We start from the raw sequence: 19,419 nt of genomic DNA, 5'->3' as shown, positions 1-19,419 counted from the left end.
CCGGCTCCGGCATCGGCCGCTCCATCGCACGCGCTTTCCTTGAGCAGGGCGCAAGCGTCGCGGTCGCCGGGCGCACGCCCGCCTACAGGTGCGGCTGCCCCGTCGAGGCGCTCGTTCCGCCGTCAACGGCGAGGATCGCGCCGGTGATGTACGCCGCGTCCGCGCTGGCGAGGAACAGCACCGGCGGGGCGATGTCGTCCGGCTGCCCGGTGCGTCCGAGGGCGATGCGGTCGATGAAGGGCGCGAGCTCCTCGGGGGTCGAGGCCATCGACTCGGTCAGCGGCGTCTGCGTGAAGGCGGGGGCGACGGCGTTGACCCGCACCCCGTGCGCGCCGAAGTCGAGGGCCAGCGACTGCACGAACGTCGTGATCGCGCCCTTGGTCGCGTTGTAGGCGGCCTGACCCCAGTCGCCGCGGATGCCCGAGACGGAGGAGACGACGACGATGTTGCCGCGGCTCGCCTTGAGGTGGGGGAGCGCCGCCTTCACCGCGTAGAAGAGGGCGTCGACGTTCGTGGCGAAGAGCGAGCGCCAGGCGTCGTCCTCCACCTCCTCGATCGGGCCGCCGAGGTGGCCGGCCGCGTTGTTCACGAGGACGTCGATCCCGCCGAACCTCGCGACGGTGCCCTCGACGAGCGCGTCGACCTCGGCTCGGACCGAGACGTCGGTGGGCACGACCAGGACGCGCTCGGCCGGGAAGCCGGCGACGGTCTCCTCGAGCGTGGCGGGGGTGCGCCCGGCGACCGCGACGCTTGCGCCCTGCTCAAGGAAAGCGCGTGCGATGGAGCGGCCGATGCCGGAGCCGGCTCCGGTGACCAGGACGGTGCGTCCGGCGAAGGGGTAGGTGTTCGAGGCGATCATGGCGGTGCCTTCCGGGTGCAGAGGGGCGGCTCGGCGGGGTGCGCCGGGAGCGGCGGGCGTCGGATCCGCCCGGTGCCGATCATCCGCGGCACCCGAGCGGATCGACGGGCCGCCGCGCCGGTACGGAGGAGCTCCCCATCGATCCGCAGCACGGCTCCCGACCCTGGCAACCGCCGCAGAGTGCGGTCCGCGGCCGCGCGGGCTCGGGTAGACCGGAGGGACGCCAGTGGACAGGGGGAACCACCATGGACACCACGAGAACGACCGCTCCGCGCCGGGCGACGGGGCTCCGGGCGGGACGGCGCGCGACCGCGCTGGGCGCCTCGGCACTGCTCGCCGCGCTCGCTCTGAGCGGCTGCACGAGCGGCGCCGACCAGGCGGAGGAGGCGACACCCGCCGCCCCGGGCGCCGCTGCTCCGACGGCCGCTCCGACCGCGACGCCCACCGACGCTCCGCTCGGGCCCGTGACGCTGCCCGAGGGAGCGACCGCCGCCGTGCGGTGGACCGACCAGGTCGGCCCCGTCGATCCGCAGACCGTGAACCTCAGCGGCGATCCGCTACACATCACCGTCTCGGTCGCCTGCGACACCGCGGACGCCGAGGTGACGATCGAGGTCGTCGGCCTGATGACGAGCGGATCGTCGTGCGTCTACAGCCCGAGCACGACCCGCACCGGCACGGGAGGCGGCAACACGGGCACCATGCAGATCGCCGTCGAGCAGGACGCCGAGATCAGGGTGACGACGGTGCCGGACGACGCGCACTGGTCGGCCGCCGTCTCGACCGGGGCGCGGACGGTCCCCGGGCCCTGACGCCGGCCTGCGCGCTCACGAGAACACAGAAGTCGCGGTGGTCGAGAGCGGCCACCGCGACGTCTGCGTTCTCGAGTCGTCGAGGACGTCAGCCGATCGGGACGCCGAGCTCGGCCATGAACGGCACGGCGTCGACCGCCTCGCCGTCGACCCGCGTCTCGAAGTGCAGGTGGCAGCCGGTGGAGGCGCCGGTCGAGCCGCGCAGCGCGATGACCTGGCCGACGGTGACGGTCTCGCCGACCGACACCATCAGCTCGCTGTTGTGGGCGTAGCCGGTCTCGATGCCGCCGCCGTTGTCGAGCAGGATCCAGTTGCCGTAGCTGCCCTGGTACGACGCCTCCTCGACGGTGCCGCTGGAGGCCGCGAGGACGGGCGTGCCGCAGGCGCCGGCGAGATCGGTGCCCTTGTGGAACAGGTTCACGCCGGCGACCGGCGCGTCGGGGCGGGGGCCGTAGCTGCTGCTGATGTGACCGGAGATCGGGACGACCCACGCTCCGGACGCTCCGGCGGCGGCCGCGGTCGACTCGCCGGAGGTGGCGGTGATCGCGTCGAGGGACGCGGTGGGCACGAGGACCTCGGGCTTGGCCTCGGCGGCGAAGGCGTCGCGGGTGACGCTCTGCTGCACGACTCCGGCCGCCACGAAGCTCTGCGGGCGGGCCGCGGCGACGGCGGTGGCCGTGTCGCGGGTCAGCTCGGAGTCGGCGGTGCCGCCCACGGCGAACGCGGGCATCGTCGACGTGATCGCGATGCCGGCCACGAGGGTCATCGCGGCGACTGCGGAGACGCGGGGGCGCGACGGGCCGCGGGAGGGGCGACGGCTGCGGGACTCCTGCTCACGGAGCGAGCGACGGGTCGGGAGGGCGGACGGACTGCCGGTCTCGGCTCCTGCGGGGGTGGGAGTCGAGGCGCGTGACGAACGGTGCATGCAGAGGAGGTTCCAGGTCTGCCGACGCTCGAGGGGGGAGGCGAGCGCCGGGTGGGGCAGTGGGGCTGATCGCACGGCTGAGCCGATGCGACCCTCCAAACTACCCGCGTTCCGCCGGATCCGACCTGAGAGAAACCTCCGGAGTCAAGCGGTTGAGCGCATCGATCGGCTCTCGATCCGGAGTGGCGGGGGTGCGCCGGGTCGCCGGTGGGCGTGCTCAGCGGTCGGCGGTGAAGACGAGCAGGGCGATCACACCGGCGACCGTCGCCGCGACTCCGGAGCCCAGGCGCCACCACATCCACTTGTCGCGCCTGGGCCCGCGCACGGGACGCCGGAGGCCGGCGCGGCCCTGGTAGCCGCCGGGATCGTGCTGGAAGACCATGCCCCCAGCCTGCCGAACCCGCGCCCGTCGCGGGGTCACTCGCCCGCGACTCCCAGCCGCGAACGGCACCGCAGGGCTGAAGCGAGAGCCGAGGAGAAAGGAGGAGAGGCGGCGACCAGGGGGAAGGGGAGGCGGGACGGCACGGGCGCAGAACGGCCGCCGCCCGCGCGCCTAGCGCGGCCCGGGCGCGCTCGCCAGCGGGTTCGCGGGGCGGGTGCCGCTCGGTAGCGTGGGGGAGTCGGCCGGAGCGGTCGACGAGCGGAGGAGCGGACATGGCCGGGACCGGCAACGACAAGGACGCACGCGACAAGGCGGCGCAGAAGCGCGCGAAGAAGGCGCTGAAGAAGGCCGAGAAGTCGGTGCGCGCGGCGCACGAGGCGGTCCGCGACTCCAGCAAGAAGCTGCGCAAGAAGGCCCGCAAGCTGGCCGAGCAGACCGAGAAGCTCAAGCGGACCCAGGAGAAGGCGGCGAAGAAGGCGGCCGCGGCCGAGAACCGCCCGACCACGCCGAAGCACGCCGCCGAGCCGGCGGTCGGCGCCCTCGACCTCACCCCGCCGCTGCCCGGCTCGCAGGAGCCCGCCGAGGATCAGGAGTCCGCCGAGGACACCGGTGCCGCGGCCGAGTCCGCCGCCCAGCAGGAGCCGGCCCCCGACTCCGACCCCGCGCACACCCCGGACCTCACCCCGCCGATGCCGCGCTCGGCCTCCTGAGCGCACCCGTCTGAGCGCCGCATGCCGGTGCGGACTCAGGTGAATCGCACCCACCGATGCGCCGCCCGCCTGAGAATCCGCACAGGGTACTCGGGCGGGCGTGCCCCGCGAGGTGAACAGCAGGTGAAGCCTCGCGACCACGCCGGAACGCCTCCCGCCGCGGGAGCATCATGTCTGCGTGGATCCCTTCATCCTGCTCGCGCTCGTCGTCGTCACGGCCCTCGCCTTCGACTTCACCAACGGCTTCCATGACACGGCGAACGCGATGGCCACGTCCATCGCGACCGGTGCCCTGAAGCCCCGCACCGCCGTCGCCCTCTCGGCGTCGCTGAACCTCGTCGGTGCGTTCCTCAGCATCGAGGTGGCGCTGACCGTCACCAACGCGGTCGTGAAGATCCAGGACTCCTCGGGCGCACCCGATCCGGCGCTGCTCGAGGACGGCGGTTCGGCTCTGCTGCTGATCGTGCTGGCCGGCCTCATCGGCGGCATCGTCTGGAACCTGCTGACCTGGCTGCTCGGCCTGCCCTCGAGCTCGTCGCACGCCCTCTTCGGCGGCCTGATCGGCTCCGCTCTCGCGGGCCTCGGCCTCAACGGCGTGAACTGGGCCGGCGACGGCACGAAGCTCGACGGCGTCGTCGGCAAGGTGATCCTCCCGGCGCTGATGTCGCCCGTGCTCGCCGGAGCGGTCGCGGCGATCGGCACCTGGCTCGTCTTCCGGGTGATCGGCAACCTCGCCGAGAAGAGCCTCCACCGCGGCTTCCGCTTCGGCCAGATCGGCAGCGCCTCCCTCGTCTCGCTCGCGCACGGCACCAACGACGCGCAGAAGACCATGGGAGTGATCACGCTCGCGCTGATCGCGGCCGGCGGCTGGAGCGACACCGAGTCGGTCCCCTTCTGGGTCAAGCTCAGCTGCGCGCTGGCCATCTCGCTCGGCACCTACATCGGCGGCTGGCGGATCATCCGCACCGTCGGCAAGGGCCTCGTCGAGATCGACACCCCGCAGGGCATGGCCGCCGAGAGCGCCTCCGCCGCGGTCATTCTCGCCTCCAGCCACCTCGGCTTCGCCCTCTCGACCACCCACGTCGCGACCGGCTCGATCCTCGGCTCCGGAGTCGGCCGCCCCGGAGCGCAGGTGCGCTGGCGCGTGGCGCTGCGCATGGTGATCGCCTGGGTCATCACGCTCCCGGCCGCCGCCCTCGTCGGCGCCGTGATGTGGTGGATCGGCCACCTCGTCGGAGGCGCGGCCGGCGGCCTCCTGATGGCCGCGATCCTCGTCGCCGTCGCCTCCCTCATCTACATCCGCTCGCGCCGCGACAGCATCGGCGCGCACAACGTCAACGACGAGTGGCAGGACGCGGCGGCACGCCCCGCGCCCGAGACCGCCGGCGTCTGAGCGAAAGGATCCGCACCGTGCTCTCCCTCTTCCTCTCCGCCGCCGGCCAGGTGGCCCTCGTCGCCGTGCTCCTCGGAGCAGGCCTGCCCGTGCTGTTCGCCGTCGGCGTCCGCTCCTTCGCCGTCGCCGCCGGTGCTCCCGCCTCGGGCGGGTCCGACACCCCCGCGGTCCGGAGCGGTCTGCCCGCCCCGGTGCTGCGCGGGATCGGCGTGCTCTGCTTCGCCCTCGTCGTCGGCTCCGTGGTGATCGGCCTGAGCGTCATCATCGCGACGGGTCTCGGCCAGTCGGTGAGCTTCGAGCACGTCATCCCGACCTTCGTGCCCAAGGGCTGAGCATGGCCTCGACCGATCCGATCGCGGCGCGGGAGGGGATCGTCGCCCGCGTGGTCGGCTGGCTGCGCGCGGGCTACCCGTCGGGCGTGCCGGAGCAGGACTACCTGCCGCTGCTGGGCCTGCTGCGCCGCAGCCTCACGACGGACGAGGTCGAGCAGGTCGTCGCGCGGCTCCTGTCGGAGTCGGAGCGGGCCGAGACGGTCGTCTCACGGGCCGTGGTCCGCGAGCGGATCGAGCAGCTGCTGCTCGGACCGGCGATGCCCGAGGACGTCGCCCGCGTCTCCTCACGGCTCGCGAAGGCGGGCTGGCCGCTGGCGGGCCCGGAGTCGCTGGCCGAGCCGGACACCCGCGAGGGCCTCGTCACGCGCATCGTCCGCTGGCTGCGCGCCGGCTACCCGGCCGGGCTGCCCGAGCAGGACTTCGTGCCGCTGCTGGCGCTCCTCCGCCGCCGTCTGAGCGACGAGGAGGTGGCCGAGGTGGCCGCCGGTCTCGCCGCCGACGCGCCCGCCTCCCGCGCGGACGTCGGCACAGCGATCGCCGGAGTGACCTCGGAGCTGCCCTCGGAGGAGGACATCGAGCGCGTGCGCCGGTCGCTGGCCGCGCTGGGCTGGCCGGAGGAGTTCGCGAGCTGACGCGCCGCGGCCAGGGTCTCGGGCCGCAGGAGTCCGCGTGCCGATCCGCCGCTGTCGCCGGCGATCCGGCCGGAGAGGCCGCCGGCCGACCGCGCCGCGATCCCGGGCGGTCCAGCCGTCGAAGGGTGACCCCGCCGGGACCAGGACGCGGACGCTGCAGCGGGCCGGGCCCGCCGTGAGCGGGCGGGACGAGCGCTGGAGCGTGTCCTCGGGCGGGCGACAGGCGGCCGCCCGGTCGGCAGGGGAGTCGCGGGGTCACGACGCGCGCCGTCCGCCGTCCTAGGTTCGGCCCGGGTCCGGATCGGCTGCGCAGCCGGCTGCCGGACCGCAGCCCGACCGGAAGGACACCCCATGCCCGCACCCACCATCGTCCTCGTCCACGGAGCGTTCGCCGACGCCGCGAGCTTCGCCCCGGTCACGCGGATCCTGCTCGACGCCGGCCACGCCGTGCGCGTCCCGGCCGTGCCGAACCGCAGCCTGCTGGGCGACGCGGAGTACCTCCGCTCCTTCGTGGAGCAGCTCGACGGGCCGGTCCTGCTGGCGGGCCACTCCTACGGCGGCGCCGTGATCACGGTGGCGGGCGCCGCCGAGAACGTGGTCGGCCTCGTCTACCTCGCGGCCTACGCGCTCGAGGAGGGGGAGAGCCTCGGGCAGCTGCAGGGCGCCTTCCCCGACTCCGACCTCCCGGCGAATCTCGTCTACACCCCGTTCCCGATCGACGGGGCGGAGCCGGGCACGGACGTGTCGGTCGCGGTGTCGGCGTTCCCGGAGGTGCTCGCGGCCGGGATCGACCCGGCCGAGGCGGCCGTGCTCGCGGTCGGCCAGCGCCCGCTCGCCGCTCTGGCCTTCGGTGAGGCCGCTCCCGTCGCCGCCTGGCGGACCCGACCGAGCTGGGGCGTCGTCGCGGCCGCGGACCGGACGATCAACCCGGACGTCGAGCGGTTCGGCTACCGGCGGGCGGGCGTGCGCTCGGTCGTCGAGCTCGACGCGCCGCACCTGGTGATGCGCTCGCACCCGGAGGAGGTCGCGCGGGTCATCGCCGACGCCGCGGCGGAGCTGAGCTGACCGCGGAGTCGCCTGACCGCGGAGGGGTGCGCCGCGTGCCGGTGCGCTCCTCCGCACCCCGCCGCGGATCTAGGTCGGCGTCGCGTGGAGTCGGGCCCGCCTCCTCCCTAGCCTCGAAGGGAGAGAAGGGCGGGATCGTGGACACGGACACCGCGCGGCTCGGCGCCTACCTCCGGGGGCACCGCGACCGGCTGCGCCCCGACGAGGTCGGCCTGGGCGCCGACGGCAGGCGCCGCGTCAGCGGGCTGCGCCGCCAGGAGGTCGCCGTGCTCGCGGGGATCAGCCCGGACTACTACCTGCGGCTCGAGCAGGGCAAGGACCGCCGCCCCTCGGCGCAGGTCCTGGACGCCCTGGCCCGGGCGTTCCGCCTCGACGCGGACGGGCGGGACTACCTCTTCCGGCTCGGCGGGCACGCCGCGCCGCGCCGCTCACCGATCTGGGCGCAGGCCGGGCCGACCCCGGCGCAGGTCGGCAGCCTGACGAGCATGGTCTCGTCCTGGACCACGACGCCCGCCTACGTGGTCGACCGCTACCTGGACCTCGTCGCCGTGAACGAGCTCGGCCGCCTGTTCCTCCCCCTGGCCTGCGAGCAGGGGACCAACATGATCGAGGCCGTCGTCGACGCCGCGGCGCTCGAGACCGACGCCGAGCGGCACGAGGACTGGGACCGCACGATCGCCGTGATGACCGCCGCCCTCCGCTTCCACTCCGATCCGGCGGACCCGCGTCTGCGGGTCCTGGTCGCCTCGCTCGGGGGCCGCTCGCGGGTCTTCCGCCGCGTCTGGGCGAGCCAGGAGGCGTATCCGCTCCGCGAGGGCTCGTCCCCGGTGCGCGTCGATCCCTTCGGCTTCATCGCCTTCCGCTGGCAGACCCTGGAGGTGCACGGAGGCGACCACTTCCTGACCTCCTTCTTCGGCGCCCCCGGCAGCGCCGCGGCCGCCGCGATCGATTTCATCCGGGCCCGCCACCGGGTCGAGGAGTGTCTGCGCGAGGGTGCGATACTCGACGCGTGAAGCGGGACGCGCTCGTCGTCGGTCGGGGATCGGAGCTCGCGCGGCTCCGTCTGATGGTCGACGGCATCGCCGCCCACGGGTCGGCGCTCGTCATCGACGGGGACGCCGGGGTCGGCAAGACCACCCTGGTCGAGGAGGTCGTCGCCTACGCCCGCGCACGCGATGTGCGGGTGCTGCGCACCGCGGGCTCCGCAGCGGAGTCGGGCGACCAGTACGCGGCGCTGCAGCTCCTCCTGCACCCGCTCCGCCCGGGCCTCGACGGCCTGCCCCTGCCGCAGCGGGACGCGCTCCGCGTGGCCTTCCATCTGGCGGACGGAGTGCAGCCGACGCCGCTCCTGGCCGGCCTCTCGGCCCTGACCCTCCTGAGCGACGCCGCCGCCGATCGGCCCCTGCTGGTCGTCGTCGAGGACCTGCACCGGATCGACCCGGAGTCGGCGTGGGCGCTGCGGATGCTCGCCCGGCGCATCGGCGAGGACCGCGTCGTCGTCGTGATGACCACGAGGGACCGGCCCGAGGAGGACTCCGGCCTCGAGCACCTCCACCTCGGGCCGCTGTCGGCCGCCGACTCGGCCGCTCTCCTCGACACGCTCCCGCATCCTCCTCGCGGCGCCGCCCGGCGCGCTCTGCTCGACCTCGCCCGCGGGAATCCGCTCGCCCTGGTGGAGCTGACCGGGCGCGACCCGTCCGCCGACGAGGCGGAGGACCGCGCGGTGACCGGACGCCTCGAGTCGGCCTTCGCCGAGCGCTTCGCGGAGCTCGACCAGCCCTCGCGGCTCGCCGTGCTGGCCGTGGCGCTGGGCGACGTCGCGACGGCGGAGGAGGCGAGCCGGCTGGCGAACCTGGCGATCGGCCGCCACCCCGACCCCTCCTGGATCGACCGGGCCGTCGCCGCGTCGCTGCTCAGCTGGACGCCGGGGAGCGGACTCCGCTTCCGGCACCCTCTCGTGCAGTCCGCGGTGACGAGCGTGAGCCGCCCCTCCGAGCGCGCGGCCGTGCTCCGCACGCTCGTCCAGGAGCACCGCGACGACCCGAGCCGGACGCTCTGGTGGCGGTCGGAGCTCGCGACCGGCTCGGACGGGCCGGTCGGCGAGGAGCTCGCCGGTCTCGCGGCGTCGGGCCTCGCGACGGGCGACGTCGTCCTGGCGGCACAGGCGATGGAGCGGGCGGCGGAGCTGACCCCCGCGGGGCCGCTGCGCGTCTCGCGCCTGATCGACGCGGCCGAGTACTCCGGACTCGCCGGCCGGACCGCGGAGGCGGCGCTGCTCGTGCACCGCGCGGCGGGTGAGACCGTCGATCCGGTGCTCACCGCCCGCGCCGCCTGGACGCGCGAGACGCTGCCGACCGGGCGCACGGCCCTCTCGCGGGGAGACCTCTCGCCCGCGCTCGCCGCGGTGACCGCGCTGCAGAGCCACGGAGCCGTCGACGCCGCGACCGCCGCGCTCCTGCACCTCGCCGCCATCGCCTGGGACCACAACCGAGAGGCATCGCCGGGGGAGCCGATGATCCAGGCGGTGCGCGCGCTCGCCCTCGACGACTCCGACCCGCGCGCCGTCCTGCTCGCGGCGGTCACCGAGCCGATCGCCCGCGGCGACGAGGTCGTCCGGCGGGCGCTCGCGGCGGCCGGCGGGGCGAGCGGTCCGGAGGAGGCGTGGTGGCTCGGCTACGCGCTGAACACGGCGGGCGAGGTCGAGGTCGCCCGGGAGCTCCTGGAGGAGGCGATCACCGGGCTGCGCGCGCGCGGCGACATCCGGATCCTCCCGCAGGCGCTCCTCGCCGCCTCGATGACCACGTCGCTCGCAGGCCGCATCTCGCGCGCCCGCTCCTTCGCCGAGGAGGCGCTCGTCCTCGGGAGCGACCTGGGGGACGTCGGCTTCGAGACCGCGTCCCGGGCCTGCCTGGCCTGGTTCGACGCGATGGAGGGCGTCGCGCCCGATCCCGAGGCGATCAGCGCGGGCAGCGCGATCGGCGCGGCCGTCCTCTGCTCGAGCGTGATGCGGGCGACGCTCCGCGGATCGCGAGCGGCGGTGGCGGTCCTCGAGTCGCGACCGGGCGACGCCGTGCCGGAGCTCCTGCCCCTCCTCGACAGGGACGACGACTCCCTGAACCCCGGCTTCGCGATCCTGACCACGCCCGACCTCGTCGACGCGGCTCTCGCGACCGGGGACGTCGGAGTCGTGCGCCTGCACGCCGCGAGGCTGGAATCGCTCTTCGAGCGCTGGCACCAGCCGATGATCGAGGCGGCGGTGCGCTACGCGCAGGTCGCGGTGGCGCTCGCCGACGGAGCGCCGGACGCCGCGGCCGGGCTGCTCCGCCGGACTCCGCCGCCGCTCCCGTACGTGCGGGCGCGGGCGCTGCTGCTCGTGGGCGACGGGCTGCACCGGGCCGGTCGGGCGGCGGAGGCGAGGCCCCTCCTCCGCGACTCGCTGGCGATGCTCGAGGAGCTGCCGATCCACGCCTGGGCCGATCGGGCCCGTGACGCGCTCCGGGCCGCCGGAGGGAGGATCGCGGACGCGCCGTCGCCGGCCGCTGCCACGCTGACCCCGCAGGAGCTGCGCATCTGCGCTCTCGCGAGCACGGGGCTGTCGAACCGCGCGATCGCGCAGAACCTGTTCCTCTCGCCGCGCACGGTCGGCGCGCACCTGTACGCGGCGTACCGCAAGCTCGGGATCGGCGGGCGGGGCGAGCTCGCCGCGGTGCTCGGGAGGGACGCGGGCGCCGACGTCTGAGGCGGGACTCCGCTCGCAGGGGCGCCCGGCCCCCGTTCGAGCGCAGACGCGCAGGCGCGCCCCGGAACGGCCGGGACGCGCCTGCGAGCGTGCCGCGCTACTCCTGGATGAAGGCCAGCAGGTCGGGGTTGATGACGTCGGCGTGGACGGTCAGCATGCCGTGCGGGTAGCCCTCGTAGATCTTGAGCGTCGAGTTCTGCAGCAGCTCGTGCTGCTTGAGCGCGGCGTCCTTGTAGGGGACGACCTGGTCGTCGTCGCCCTGGGTGACGAGGACGGGGACGGTGATCGCCTTCAGGTCCTCGGTCTGGTCCGTCTCCGAGAAGGCCTTGATGCCCTCGTAGTGCGCGAGCGCGGATCCGGTCATGCCCTGGCGCCACCAGTTGTCGACCACGGGCTGCGAGAGCTCGACGCCCTCGCGGTTGAAGCCGTAGAAGGGCCCGGAGGCCACAGCCTGGTAGAACTCGGCGCGGTTCGCCGCGAGAGCGTCGCGGAAGCCGTCGAACACCGAGATCGGCGTGCCCTCGGGGTTAGCCTCGGTCTGCACCATCAGCGGCGGGACCGACGAGACGAGGACGGCCTTGGCCACGCGGCCCTGGGGCTCGCCGTACTTCGCGACGTAGCGCGCGACCTGGCCGCCTCCGGTGGAGTGGCCGATGTGGATCGCGTTCCGCAGGTCGAGGTGCTCGACGACCGCGTTCACGTCGCTGGCGTAGTGGTCCATGTCGTGTCCGGTGCCGACCTGGGTCGAGCGTCCGTGCCCGCGGCGGTCGGTCGCGATGACGCGGTAGCCGTGCGCGTGGAAAAACAGCATCTGCGCGTCCCAGTCGTCGGACGACAGCGGCCAGCCGTGGTGGAAGACGATGGGCTGCGCGTCGGTGCTGCCCCAGTCCTTGTAGTAGATCTCGACGTCGTCGTCCGTGGTCACAAACGGCATCTTCGAACCTCCGTGCTCGTGTCGATCCCGAGCCCGGCCCGGGTCGTGTCCAAGGTGGTGCCTCCCCGGATGAGGGTGGGGAGCGGCTCCACGATAGGGGCGTGGGAGCGCTCCCTGAAGAGCGCGGGGAGATGTTCCGACGATCGTCCAGACCTGGTCGCATGGGCGGTGGCGAGGCCGCCGGCCGCGCACGCCGAGTGGGGTCGGATGACTCGTGACCGGCACCGCGGACGCTGACAGGATCGCGGCGGACGCGCCCTCCCGCGGCGCGCGGATCGGAGGTCGCGATGCCCACGACGACGCCCACGATGACGGCCCTGCCGACGCGCAGGACGACGACGCCCCAGCGGGCGGTGCTCCGGTGACCGTCGAGGACCGCGTCCCGATCGAGCCGCAGGCGGTCGTCGCTCCGCTCAGCCGGTCCGCCGTCTTCCTCTCGCTCGACATCGTCGGCGGGCAGGACGCCGCGGACCGCGTGCGGGACGTCGTCGCCGACGTGGGCGGGATCCTCCGCGCGGTCGGCTTCCGCGACCTGGGCCTGCGCCTCTCCTGCCTGGTCGGGATCGGGAGCGACGCGTGGGACCGCTTCGGCGGGGAGGGGCGCCCCGCGCAGCTGCACCCGTTCCGGGAGGTGGTCGGCGCGGCGCACACGGCCGTCTCGACGCAGACCGACCTCCTGTTCCACATCCGGGCGGAGCGGGACGACGCCTGCTTCGAGTTCGAGCGCCTCCTGCTCGACGCGCTCGGCGAGGACGTCGTCGTCCGCGACGAGGTGGTCGGCTTCCGCTACTTCGACAACCGCGACCTGCTGGGCTTCGTCGACGGCACCGAGAATCCGACCGGCGAGGCGCTGCCCCGCGTCGCGCTGATCGGCGCGGAGGACGCGGCGTTCGCGGGCGGCAGCTACCTGGTCGTGCAGAAGTACCTGCACGACCTGACGGCGTGGCACGCGCTCACCACCGAGCAGCAGGAGCGGGTCATCGGTCGGAGGAAGGCCGACAACGTCGAGCGCGAGGACGATCCGGCGCAGCTCTCGCACAAGGGGCTCGCGACCGTGGTCGACGCCGGCGGGACCGAGCACGACATCCTCCGCGACAACATGCCCTTCGGCCGGCCCGGCAGGGGCGAGTTCGGCACGTACTTCCTCGGCCTGGCCGCCGACCTGTCGGTGATCGAGACGATGCTGACGCGGATGTTCGTCGGCGTGCCCGCGGGCCGGCACGACCGCCTCCTCGACTTCTCGACCGCGACGACCGGCGGGGTCTACTTCGTGCCCTCGCGGGACGTGCTCGAGGGCCTGGGCGGCTGACCCGGGCCGGTCGTCGGGGCGCGGATCGAGTCGGATGACCGTGGTGCCGCCCGGGCCGGAGCGGTGGGATCGGAGCAGCGCAGGCGCGCAGGACGATCAGCAGGGAGAACGCCGTGGAACCCGACGACAGCACCGCTCCGCACCACGAGACCCCCGGTTTCGGAGACCCGGACCTCCCCCAGGAGGGGATCGTGAACACCGAGGGCGATCCCTCGGCGAACACGATGACCGGCCCGCAGAACCGCGTCCTGGAGGGACTGTTCCCGAACCAGATCGCCGCGCCCGCGACGGACATCAGCACGCAGCCGTTCTTCTGGTCCTCCTTCAACATCTCGCCGCGGCGGGTGCAGCGGGGAGGCTGGGCGCGCGAGCTCACGCAGGCCGACTTCGCGATCTCGAACGAGATCGCCGGCGTGAACATGTACCTCGAGGCCGGCGGGATCCGCGAGCTGCACTGGCACCAGAGCGCCGAGTGGGCGCTGATGACCAAGGGGAACTGCCGCATCACCACGCTCAGCCGCACCGGCCGGCCCAGCGTCGACGACGTGCAGGAGGGGGACCTCTGGTACTTCCCGCCCGGCCTGCCGCACTCCCTGCAGGGCCTCGGCCCGGACGGGGCGGAGTTCGTGCTCGCGTTCGACGACGGCGAGCAGTCCGAGAGCAACACGCTCCTGCTCACCGACTGGTTCGCGCACACGCCGCCGGACGTGCTGGCGAAGAACTTCGGCGTCGCGCAGGAGGTCTTCCGCGGCATCCCGCTGCACGACCTCTGGATCTTCCCGGGCGACGTGCCCGGCGACCTCCAGGCCGACCGGGCCGCGGCCGGGGTGCAGGACGGCGACGAGGCGGTGATCTTCCGGCTCTCCCGCTCCGAGCCCGTGCACCAGAACAGCGGCGGCCGGATCCAGATCGCCGACAGCACGAACTTCCCGGCCTCGCGCACGGTCTCGGCCGCGCTGACGACCGTCGAGCCCGGCTCGATGCGCGAGCTGCACTGGCACCCCAACGCCGACGAGTGGCAGTACTACCTCCGCGGATCCGCTCGGATGACCGTCTTCAACACCGGCCCGCACGCCAACACGACCGACTTCCACGCCGGAGACGTGGGCGTCGTGCGCCGCAACTTCGGCCACTACGTGGAGAACACCGGCGACGACACGCTCGTCTACATCGAGACCTTCAAGAGCTCCCGCTACGAGGAGGTGTCGCTCGCCCAGTGGCTGAGCCACCTGCCGCCGTCGCTGGTCGCGCAGCACCTGAACATCCCGGAGGAGGTGCTGGCGACCTTCCCGCCCGGGACGCAGGGGATCACTCCGTTGCGCTGAGGGAGGGACGCGCTGAGGGGACGGGGACATGGCGGAGGATCACGAGGCGGCGCTCCTGCCGTGGGCGGGGAGGGCGGCGGTGCTGCTGGACCGGCACCTGCGGGTGCTGGCCGCGACTCCGCTCGCGCGGGCGCTCTCGCCCGCCTTCGCCCCGGGAGTGAGCATCGCCCGCTTCACCTTCCTGGACTCGTCCGAGGTCGAGGACCTGCCCTGCTGGGGGTCCGCCGCCGATCAGGTCGCGGCGATGCTCCGCGACTCGCTCGAGCGGCATCGGGGGGACCGGGAGTTCCTGACGGTCGTCGGGGAGCTCTCGGCGAGGAGCCCGCGGTTCGCGGACTCGTGGGCGGCCGGGGCGGAGGCCGACGCACGCGGGTCGGTCGTGTTCCTCGACACCGCGGTCGGCTCCGTTCCGATGGACTACCGGGTGGTCCGGGACGGCGCGCGCCTCCTGCTCCTGTTCGAGGCGGGTGACGCGGCGGGCCGCGAGGCGCTCGCGCGGCTCGCCGCCACGAGTCAGGCGCCGGCCGGGGCGGCCAGCGCGGTGCCCGCCTCCGGAGCGTGCCGCAGCGAGGCGAGGACGTCGACGGCCGCGGCCGCCGGAGTCCCCGCTGCCGCGAGGTAGGTCACGACGTACCGGCCCGGAGCGCCGGCGAGCTCCAGGGTCTGCATCTCGAGGTCGAGCCAGCCGAACGGCTCGACGTGGACGCGGATCCACCGGTGGGTGAAGGGGCGGACCCGGTACTCGGCCCAGATCGACCGGAACAGCGGATTCTCGACCGAGCACTCGCCGACGATCTCGTGCAGCCGCGGATCGTCGGGGACGCTGTAGAACCGCAGTGCGGCGATCAGCTCGCGGAAGACCTGGCCCCACGCCTGCAGCTGGTCCGGCGGGTCGCCGTTCGCCACGGCGCGCGCATAGCCGCGGGAGGTGGAGAGCAGCATGTTGGCGCCGGGCACGCCCTTGTCGGGGGCGAGACGGCTCATCAGGTCGTTCGCGCCGAGGACGTCGAGGTTGCGGTCGAACGCGTACGCCGGGGTCCTCGGCCAGTGGGCGAGCAGCGACTCCACGCCCTGGCCCGGCGGAGGAGAGTCGGGATCGCGCGGCCCGGGGCGCAGCCGGGCGAGCCGGAAGAGGTAGGCGCGCTCGAACTCGTCGAAGGCGAGCGCCTCGGCGAGGGCGTTCAGCACCTGGTCGGACGGGGCGACCGCGTGCCCCTGCTCGACGCGGAGGTAGTAGTCGCGGCTGATCCGGGCGCGGTCGGCGACCTCCTCGCGGCGCAGGCCCGACACCCGCCGCCGGGTGCCCGCGGTCGGCACGCCGACCTGCTCCGGCCGCAGCGCCGCCCGGCGAGCGCGGAGGAACTCCGCGAGGGGGCTGCGAGAGCTCATCGTGCGACTCCATCGGATCACCCGCCGGGTCGAGCGGCGGTCGTGCGGGGGTGGGGCCGTACCGGTCGTCCGGTGGGACACAGAGTACCGTCGGGCGCTCGCGGGGCCCACTGCCCTGCTGCGCCTCCTGCCCGGCGCCGACCGGGGGCCGGGCGCTCGGGACGGTTCGCCAGAGGGAGCGCTCCGGAGGGTTCCGACAGAGGGAGGAGAGCGCGCCCGCGCCCGGCGGTCAGCATGGGGTCCTCGGAACCCGTCCCTCAGGAGTCGCGATGACGATCAGTGCACTCTCCTCGCCGCCCGCGCACCCGAGCGCCCCCGAGGACGTGGTGGTCCGGATGCTGAGCTCGGCGTCGCCCGCGCGGGAGCGGCTCCTGGTGGTCGAGGGCGGGATCGGCTCGGGCCGGACGCACATGCTGCGCTCCGCCGCGGCCACCGCTCGCGCCGCCGGCTGCGAGGTCGTGGAGGTGCGGCCGGACCGGGGCGACGCCGTGATCGGCGCGTCCTCGCTCGCGCTGTTCGCCACGCTGATCGGCCGTCTGCAGCGGGTGCGCGACTCCTCCGCCTCGCCCTGCGACCCCGGCTTCCTGATCGTCGTCGACGACTGGGAGCGGTTCGACGTCGCCGCCCGCGAGACCCTCCAGGCCCTGGTGACCCGGCTGGTCGACGAGGTCGGCGCCGCCTGCCTCCTCGCCACCGGCGACCGGCGCGTCCTCGCCGGCTGGGAGGGCCTCCGGCACCGTCGCACCGAGCCCCTCGACGCGGAGGCGGCCTGCGGCTTCCTGCGCGCCCACGGCGGCCGGCGGTCGCTCGCCGTCGAGGCGCGCCTGCTGCGGGTCGCGGAGGGGAATCCGCTGCTCCTCGACGTCCTCGGGCGGGCCTGGGCCGACGAGGACGCTCCCTCGCCCTTCCCGGTCTACCCGCGGCTCGAGCAGGCCGAGACCCGGGTGCTCGACCTGCTGGCTCCGCTGTCGGAGGAGTGCCGGGAGGCGCTCCTGGTCGCCGCGGTGGCGGGCGCCGAGTTCCCGGAGAGCATCGGGTCGGCCCCCGGAGACGGGGACCGCGCCCTGGTGCAGGCGGGGATCCTGACGGCGGGCGGCCGTGCGTTCCGCGACCCGGTGGTCCGCGCGGTGGTGCTCTCGACGGCGTCGCCCCGAGCGCTGCGGGCGGCACGGAGGCGGCTCGCCGAGCGCCCGGAGTCGGCCCCGCACCTCCGCCTGCTGCTCGCGGCGGACGACGCGGCCGGGCCGGAGGAGCGGGCGCGGCTGCTGAGGCACGCGGCGGAGGAGCGACTCCGCGCGGGTCGGCCGCAGGAGGCGCTGCTCCTCCTCGCCGAGGCGCGGTCGAGTGCGCGCGGTGCTGCTCTGCGGGAGGAGCTCGAGGCGCGCGCGGCTGCCGTCGCGGCCTTCACCGGCGACGCGGCGGCCCTCGAGCGGGTGGTCGAGCGCTCGCGGGAGGTCGGCGGGGTTCCCGGGGCCGGCGTCGAGGCGGCGCGGCTGGCCGATGCGCTGCTCCGCGCGGGGGACGTGGGCGGGGTCCGCCGCGCGGCCCTCCGGGGGCTCGGCGCTCGGGTGGGGCGAGGGGACTCGGGAGTCGATGGTGCCTCGCTCGCCGGCGGTGCCTCGTCTGTCGGTGGTGCCTCTCCTGTCGGTGGTGCCTCTCCTGTCGGCGGTGTCGCTCCCGCCGAGACCGACGCCTCCCGCGACGACGCCGGCAGCCTCTCCGCCGACCGCGTCGCCCCTCACGACGCCGCCGCCGACCTGCTGGCGACCGTTCTCCACCTCGCCTGCATGCTCCGCGGCGATCCCGCGTGGTGGCAGGAGGCGCTCGCCGTCGGCGAGGAGCACCCCCTCGATCCCGTCCTGCGCCTCGTGGAGGCCTGCGTGCGGCCGGTCCCGGACGAGGAGTGGGAGCGCCGCCTGCGGCTCGCCGAGGACTCCGCGGTCACGGGCGACCCGTGGAAGACGGTCGCGCTGCACCTCGCCTGGTCGCTGCTCGAGGTCTCGGACGAGCGCCGCGACCGCCTCGCCGGGCTCCTCGACGGCGGGGAGGAGGCGGACGGCCTGCCCGGCGCCCTCGCCCTCCTCCGCCGCGGCACCACCGCACTCGACGGCGGTCGCCTCGACGACGCCTCGGCCGACCTCGACCGCGCCGCCGCCCGCGCCGACGACCTGCCCGCCGTGCGCGCGCTGATCGACGCGACTCGAGCCCGGATCCACGCCCTGCAGGGCGACCGCGCACGCACCCTCGAGTGCGCCGAGCGCGCGACGGCCTGGGCGCTGCGGCACGGAGCGGCGTCGGTCGCGCGCGCCGCCGATCACGCCCTGTGCTCGCTCGACCTCGGCGGCGGCCGCTTCGAGGAGGCGCACGCCCGCTCCTCCTCCCGCGCCGGCGGCGATCCGCTGGAGCTCCTCGACGCCGCCGAAGCCGCCTCGCGCCTCCGCCTGCCCGAGCACTGCGCCGAGCTGGCGGCGGCCGCGGCGGAACTCGCCGCGCGGCCCCTCGCTCCCCGCGGGCGGATGCTCGCCCTCGCGGCGACCGCGGTCCTCGATCCGACCGGCGGCGCGGGCGCCCTCTTCGAGCGCTCCCTCGACCCGGCCTCCGAGGAGTGGCCGTTCGAGCGGGCACGCGTCCAGCTCTGCCACGGCGAGTGGCTGCGCCGCCGGATGCGCCCGCTGGAGGCGCGCACCCGGTTCCGCCAGGCCGCCGCGGGGTTCGCCGCGGTGGGAGCCGAGCTCTGGCTCGCCCGCGCCCAGCACGAGCTGCGGGCGGCGGGCGGAGCGGGGGAGGCGCCGGTCGCCGCCGACCTCAGCGAGCAGGAGCGGCGCGTGGTCTCGCTGGCCGCCGCGGGGCTCTCGAACAAGCAGATCGCCCAGCAGCTCTTCGTCTCGCCCCGCACCGTCAGCGGGCACCTGTACCGGATCTTCCCCAAGCTCGGGGTGACCTCGCGGGCCGGGCTCCGCGACGCGCTCCTCCGCCTCGAGGACGCCCGGAGCGCGTGACGGAGCCGCAGGATCGAGTCATCCGACCTGGTGCCTGCCGCCGCGGGAGGCGCATGCTGAGCGCATGACGTCGCAGCAGATGATCGACCCCTCCGTCCCGCCGAGCGGCCCCGGCTGCGTCGAGTGCGAGCAGTCCGGCTCGTGGTGGCTGCACCTGCGCCGCTGCGCGCTCTGCGGGCACATCGGCTGCTGCGACGACTCGCTGAACCGCCACGCGACGGCCCACTACCACTCGACCGGCCACGCGGTCATCCGCAGCTTCGAGCCCGGCGAGGACTGGTTCTGGGACTACCGGACCGACGACTACGCCGACGGCCCCGCCCTGGCCGACCCGCAGAGCCACCCGGCGAGCCAGACCACCCCGGGGCCGAAGGACCGCGTGCCGCGCGACTGGCAGTACCTCCTCGCCGAGCGCGCCGAGCGCGGCTGAGCCGCGCGCCTCCGCGAGAGCGCAGGACTTTCGCGAGAGTCCAGGAGTTGTCGCACTCGGCATCGACTGCGACAACTCCTGGACAGTCGCCGGCCGCCGGCTCCCTGCGCACGTCCACAGGCGGCGAGTAGTCAGGAGTCGCCGTACTCGCGACCGACTACGGCGACTTCTGGATGGTCGCGGC

At 74.8% G+C, this 19,419-nt stretch carries 18 protein-coding genes; 13 read left to right on the top strand and 5 right to left on the bottom strand.

All coding sequences use genetic code 11. From position 1 onward, the window contains the following. Positions 1-82: 82 nt before the first annotated feature. Positions 83-859 (bottom strand): SDR family NAD(P)-dependent oxidoreductase, encoded by a 777-nt coding sequence (locus tag C5C54_RS15450; RefSeq protein WP_258063352.1) that lies wholly within the window; start codon positions 857-859, stop codon positions 83-85. Positions 860-1,104: 245 nt separating this feature from the next. Between C5C54_RS15450 and C5C54_RS15445 the strand changes: the two genes are divergently transcribed. Beyond that, positions 1,105-1,671 (top strand): hypothetical protein, encoded by a 567-nt coding sequence (locus tag C5C54_RS15445; protein ID WP_104261232.1) that lies wholly within the window; start codon positions 1,105-1,107, stop codon positions 1,669-1,671. A gap of 88 nt (positions 1,672-1,759) precedes the next feature. Here C5C54_RS15445 and C5C54_RS15440 read toward each other — a convergent pair whose 3' ends face one another. Together C5C54_RS15440 and C5C54_RS18070 are read right to left on the bottom strand one after the other, a co-directional pair. Further along, positions 1,760-2,596: a M23 family metallopeptidase gene (locus C5C54_RS15440; RefSeq protein ID WP_104239337.1), complete on the bottom strand. Its 837-nt coding sequence runs from the start codon at positions 2,594-2,596 to the stop codon at positions 1,760-1,762. Positions 2,597-2,813: 217 nt separating this feature from the next. After that, positions 2,814-2,978, bottom strand: coding sequence for a hypothetical protein (locus C5C54_RS18070; protein WP_159940529.1), 165 nt, complete (start codon positions 2,976-2,978; stop codon positions 2,814-2,816). A gap of 272 nt (positions 2,979-3,250) precedes the next feature. Here C5C54_RS18070 and C5C54_RS15435 point away from each other — a divergent pair, with 272 nt between their 5' ends. The 7 genes from C5C54_RS15435 to C5C54_RS15405 all read left to right on the top strand — a co-directional run bounded on the left by C5C54_RS15435 (position 3,251) and on the right by C5C54_RS15405 (position 10,849). Further along, positions 3,251-3,688 carry a hypothetical protein gene (locus C5C54_RS15435; protein ID WP_104288719.1) on the top strand — a complete coding sequence of 146 codons (438 nt, stop codon included), beginning with the start codon at positions 3,251-3,253 and terminating at the stop codon, positions 3,686-3,688. A gap of 178 nt (positions 3,689-3,866) precedes the next feature. After that, positions 3,867-5,081 (top strand): inorganic phosphate transporter, encoded by a 1,215-nt coding sequence (locus C5C54_RS15430; RefSeq protein WP_104224012.1) that lies wholly within the window; start codon positions 3,867-3,869, stop codon positions 5,079-5,081. A gap of 17 nt (positions 5,082-5,098) precedes the next feature. Beyond that, entirely contained in the window at positions 5,099-5,413 is a 315-nt protein-coding gene (locus tag C5C54_RS15425; RefSeq protein ID WP_104288718.1) for a hypothetical protein, read from the top strand. A 2-nt stretch (positions 5,414-5,415) separates the two neighbouring features. Beyond that, positions 5,416-6,045, top strand: a complete 630-nt coding sequence (locus C5C54_RS15420) for a DUF3349 domain-containing protein (RefSeq protein ID WP_104261233.1) — start codon at positions 5,416-5,418, stop codon at positions 6,043-6,045. Between the two features lie 351 nt (positions 6,046-6,396). Beyond that, positions 6,397-7,110, top strand: a complete 714-nt coding sequence (locus tag C5C54_RS15415; RefSeq protein WP_104288717.1) for an alpha/beta fold hydrolase — start codon at positions 6,397-6,399, stop codon at positions 7,108-7,110. A gap of 137 nt (positions 7,111-7,247) precedes the next feature. Beyond that, positions 7,248-8,123 (top strand): helix-turn-helix domain-containing protein, encoded by an 876-nt coding sequence (locus C5C54_RS15410; protein WP_181074627.1) that lies wholly within the window; start codon positions 7,248-7,250, stop codon positions 8,121-8,123. Further along, positions 8,120-10,849, top strand: coding sequence for an AAA family ATPase (locus tag C5C54_RS15405; RefSeq protein ID WP_104288715.1), 2,730 nt, complete (start codon positions 8,120-8,122; stop codon positions 10,847-10,849). The genes C5C54_RS15410 and C5C54_RS15405 overlap by 4 nt, the downstream gene beginning before the upstream one ends. Before the next feature lie 97 nt (positions 10,850-10,946). Here the strand turns inward: C5C54_RS15405 and C5C54_RS15400 are convergent, their stop codons facing one another. Next, positions 10,947-11,783, bottom strand: a complete 837-nt coding sequence (locus C5C54_RS15400; RefSeq protein WP_104224006.1) for an alpha/beta fold hydrolase — start codon at positions 11,781-11,783, stop codon at positions 10,947-10,949. Positions 11,784-11,997: 214 nt separating this feature from the next. Here C5C54_RS15400 and C5C54_RS15395 point away from each other — a divergent pair, with 214 nt between their 5' ends. The 3 genes from C5C54_RS15395 (at position 11,998) to C5C54_RS17740 (ending at position 15,039) form a co-directional block, all read left to right on the top strand. Then, entirely contained in the window at positions 11,998-13,092 is a 1,095-nt protein-coding gene (locus C5C54_RS15395; RefSeq protein ID WP_308470746.1) for a Dyp-type peroxidase, read from the top strand. A 113-nt stretch (positions 13,093-13,205) separates the two neighbouring features. After that, entirely contained in the window at positions 13,206-14,417 is a 1,212-nt protein-coding gene (locus C5C54_RS15390) for a cupin domain-containing protein (RefSeq protein ID WP_258063351.1), read from the top strand. A 28-nt stretch (positions 14,418-14,445) separates the two neighbouring features. Next, positions 14,446-15,039: a hypothetical protein gene (locus C5C54_RS17740; RefSeq protein ID WP_146078874.1), complete on the top strand. Its 594-nt coding sequence runs from the start codon at positions 14,446-14,448 to the stop codon at positions 15,037-15,039. On the opposite strand, the gene C5C54_RS15385 is transcribed toward C5C54_RS17740, so the two are convergent. Continuing rightward, entirely contained in the window at positions 14,931-15,806 is an 876-nt protein-coding gene (locus C5C54_RS15385) for a helix-turn-helix transcriptional regulator (protein ID WP_104288714.1), read from the bottom strand. The genes C5C54_RS17740 and C5C54_RS15385 overlap by 109 nt on opposite strands. 269 nt (positions 15,807-16,075) lie before the next feature. Between C5C54_RS15385 and C5C54_RS18465 the strand changes: the two genes are divergently transcribed. Then, positions 16,076-18,805 (top strand): LuxR C-terminal-related transcriptional regulator, encoded by a 2,730-nt coding sequence (locus tag C5C54_RS18465; protein WP_104288713.1) that lies wholly within the window; start codon positions 16,076-16,078, stop codon positions 18,803-18,805. 64 nt (positions 18,806-18,869) lie between these two features. After that, the gene (locus C5C54_RS15375) at positions 18,870-19,235 is read left to right on the top strand and encodes a UBP-type zinc finger domain-containing protein (protein ID WP_104227372.1); all 366 of its coding nucleotides are present in this window, start codon (positions 18,870-18,872) and stop codon (positions 19,233-19,235) included. Positions 19,236-19,419: the final 184 nt, after the last annotated feature.

It is taken from the genome of Rathayibacter sp. AY1F2 (genome assembly GCF_002930885.1).
GTDB lineage: Bacteria > Actinomycetota > Actinomycetes > Actinomycetales > Microbacteriaceae > Rathayibacter.
Note: the sequence above shows the minus strand (reverse complement) of the source record. Positions and strands in the feature narration are given on the sequence as shown.

Bases quoted from the DNA above. Each gene is read 5' to 3' on its own strand.
- C5C54_RS15450 (WP_258063352.1), bottom strand. From the start codon at position 859: ATGATCGCCTCGAACACCTACCCCTTCGCCGGACGCACCGTCCTGGTC.
- C5C54_RS15445 (WP_104261232.1), top strand. From the start codon at position 1,105: ATGGACACCACGAGAACGACCGCTCCGCGCCGGGCGACGGGGCTCCGG.
- C5C54_RS15440 (WP_104239337.1), bottom strand. From the start codon at position 2,596: ATGCACCGTTCGTCACGCGCCTCGACTCCCACCCCCGCAGGAGCCGAG.
- C5C54_RS18070 (WP_159940529.1), bottom strand. From the start codon at position 2,978: ATGGTCTTCCAGCACGATCCCGGCGGCTACCAGGGCCGCGCCGGCCTC.
- C5C54_RS15435 (WP_104288719.1), top strand. From the start codon at position 3,251: ATGGCCGGGACCGGCAACGACAAGGACGCACGCGACAAGGCGGCGCAG.
- C5C54_RS15420 (WP_104261233.1), top strand. From the start codon at position 5,416: ATGGCCTCGACCGATCCGATCGCGGCGCGGGAGGGGATCGTCGCCCGC.
- C5C54_RS15415 (WP_104288717.1), top strand. From the start codon at position 6,397: ATGCCCGCACCCACCATCGTCCTCGTCCACGGAGCGTTCGCCGACGCC.
- C5C54_RS15400 (WP_104224006.1), bottom strand. From the start codon at position 11,783: ATGCCGTTTGTGACCACGGACGACGACGTCGAGATCTACTACAAGGAC.
- C5C54_RS17740 (WP_146078874.1), top strand. From the start codon at position 14,446: ATGGCGGAGGATCACGAGGCGGCGCTCCTGCCGTGGGCGGGGAGGGCG.
- C5C54_RS15385 (WP_104288714.1), bottom strand. From the start codon at position 15,806: ATGAGCTCTCGCAGCCCCCTCGCGGAGTTCCTCCGCGCTCGCCGGGCG.
- C5C54_RS18465 (WP_104288713.1), top strand. From the start codon at position 16,076: ATGACGATCAGTGCACTCTCCTCGCCGCCCGCGCACCCGAGCGCCCCC.
- C5C54_RS15375 (WP_104227372.1), top strand. From the start codon at position 18,870: ATGACGTCGCAGCAGATGATCGACCCCTCCGTCCCGCCGAGCGGCCCC.